Here is a 1741-nt window from a genome sequence, read left to right as displayed (position 1 = left end):
CGACAATACGTAGCTTGGACGTTATGGTTAATTATGAATCTACTCAAAAAAACATATAGGTTAGTAATAGTGACATTTGGAATACTCTCATTTTCCATCCAAAATAATTATGGACAAAGTGAAAATAAATCTCGAGATACATTAATTCATACAACTTATGGAAAAAAATATGGTGGAATCATAACCAATTTTGAAGGGTATTATACTGTGTATTCAATCGAAAAAGAAAAATATGGGTTAATTGATTCATTGGGAAATGAGGTTGTACCTCCTATTTACTTTCAAATTGGACCTGTTGGCGATGGGATGGTTTCTGTTTCAACAGGTAAAAAATGGGGCTATAAAAATTTAAACAATGGGAAAACCACTCCCGAAAAATACATCAATGCAGGACGGTTTGTTAATGGATATTCTGTAGTATCATTAATTGCAAAAGATTCACGTAAATACTTTGGTGTTATTAATAAAAAAGGTAGAACAATTGTACCGTTTATATATGAATCTATTGGTTCAAGAAATGGTGTTTTTCAAGAAGAAAAAGCCTGTGTATGCGCCTCAAATGAAAGTAGGCAAATTAAATGTGGTTTTGTTAATCTAAAAGGAAAAATAGTGATACCTCTTAAATATGATGGGATATTTATTAATTACACGGATGGTATCTCTTTAGTAAAGGGCAATAATCGAATTGGTGGTATTAATCATTTAGGAGATACCGTTATTCCATTTATCTATTCAAATGCTTATGAAATCAGGGATGGTCTTGTTTCTGTATGCCTTTCATCCTCTGATAATAAAACAGGATATTGGGGGATAATCGACACAACTGGAAAACAAATAATACCATTCTTGTATTCTGACATTGGATATTTTAATGAAAAAATCGCAGTAGTCAAAAAGGGAGAACATTGGGGATTAATTAACAGATATAATCAACCACTCACTGAATTCAAGTATGATTTTGGATTTACCTTTGAAAATGGTAAAGCATATCTTACCAAGGATAAAAAAAAGTATCTTCTTGAAAATGGAGATGAAATAGATGAATAACCATAACACACGCTAAAAAATCATAGCCACCCTTCGGGACGGCAACGCCTTTTAGCGCCATCCGTTGTGGGTAATAAAAAATGAACAATAATCAGGAAATACAAAGACTCGTTCAAAGTCACAAAGCATTGGAACCTTTTGACTATAAAATTGCTGTTGATTGGGCAATCGACCTAATCCAGGTAGGTAAAGAGACTGAAAATATCCTTATGCTAGCTTCATTTTCTGAACCAATTGAAAAATGGGAAATTAGTCCATATGTGACTGCGGTTCTAGACGAACTCGGCCTACACGAGCTCGAATGTGATGATGCCATTATAGCACAAACACATTTCATACTATTGAAAATATTAAAGGACATTGATGTTCGAAAAAGTCTTCGTCAACTATATCAAGTTTGTATTAATAACGACATGGACAATAGAATCATGACATTCTACCTACTATACCATGCATGGGATAGCCTTGAAGAAATTGGCGACAATTATTACTATGATGGAGCTACTTTGGAAAACATAGAAAGGATTCTTAAAAAGGAAGCCCGAAAATGGATTGACGAGTACATAAACGGAATAAGTGTCGAAAAAATTGACCAAAAACCGACTGAAGAAAAAGAAAAAACACTACCCACAACAATGGCTATACCCAATAAGGGGTTCATTGCTAAATTGAAAGATTGGTTTTCATAGAAAGT

The 1741-nt window shown here is 33.5% G+C and carries 2 protein-coding genes; both read left to right on the top strand.

Features of this window, described 5'->3' with window-relative positions:
* Window positions 1–1047, top strand: a 1047-nt coding sequence (locus C6368_RS16925) for a WG repeat-containing protein (RefSeq protein ID WP_234369161.1), incomplete at its 5' end; no start/stop codon positions are given.
* An 80-nt stretch (window positions 1048–1127) separates the two neighbouring features.
* Complete coding sequence (locus C6368_RS16920; protein WP_107040396.1) at window positions 1128–1736, top strand: hypothetical protein; 609 nt, start codon at window positions 1128–1130, stop codon at window positions 1734–1736.
* The last annotated feature ends 5 nt before the right edge of the window (window positions 1737–1741 follow it).

This window comes from Brumimicrobium mesophilum (assembly GCF_003025005.1).
In the GTDB taxonomy this organism is placed as follows: Bacteria; Bacteroidota; Bacteroidia; order Flavobacteriales_D; family Crocinitomicaceae; genus Brumimicrobium; species Brumimicrobium mesophilum.
Note: the sequence above shows the minus strand (reverse complement) of the source record. Positions and strands in the feature narration are given on the sequence as shown.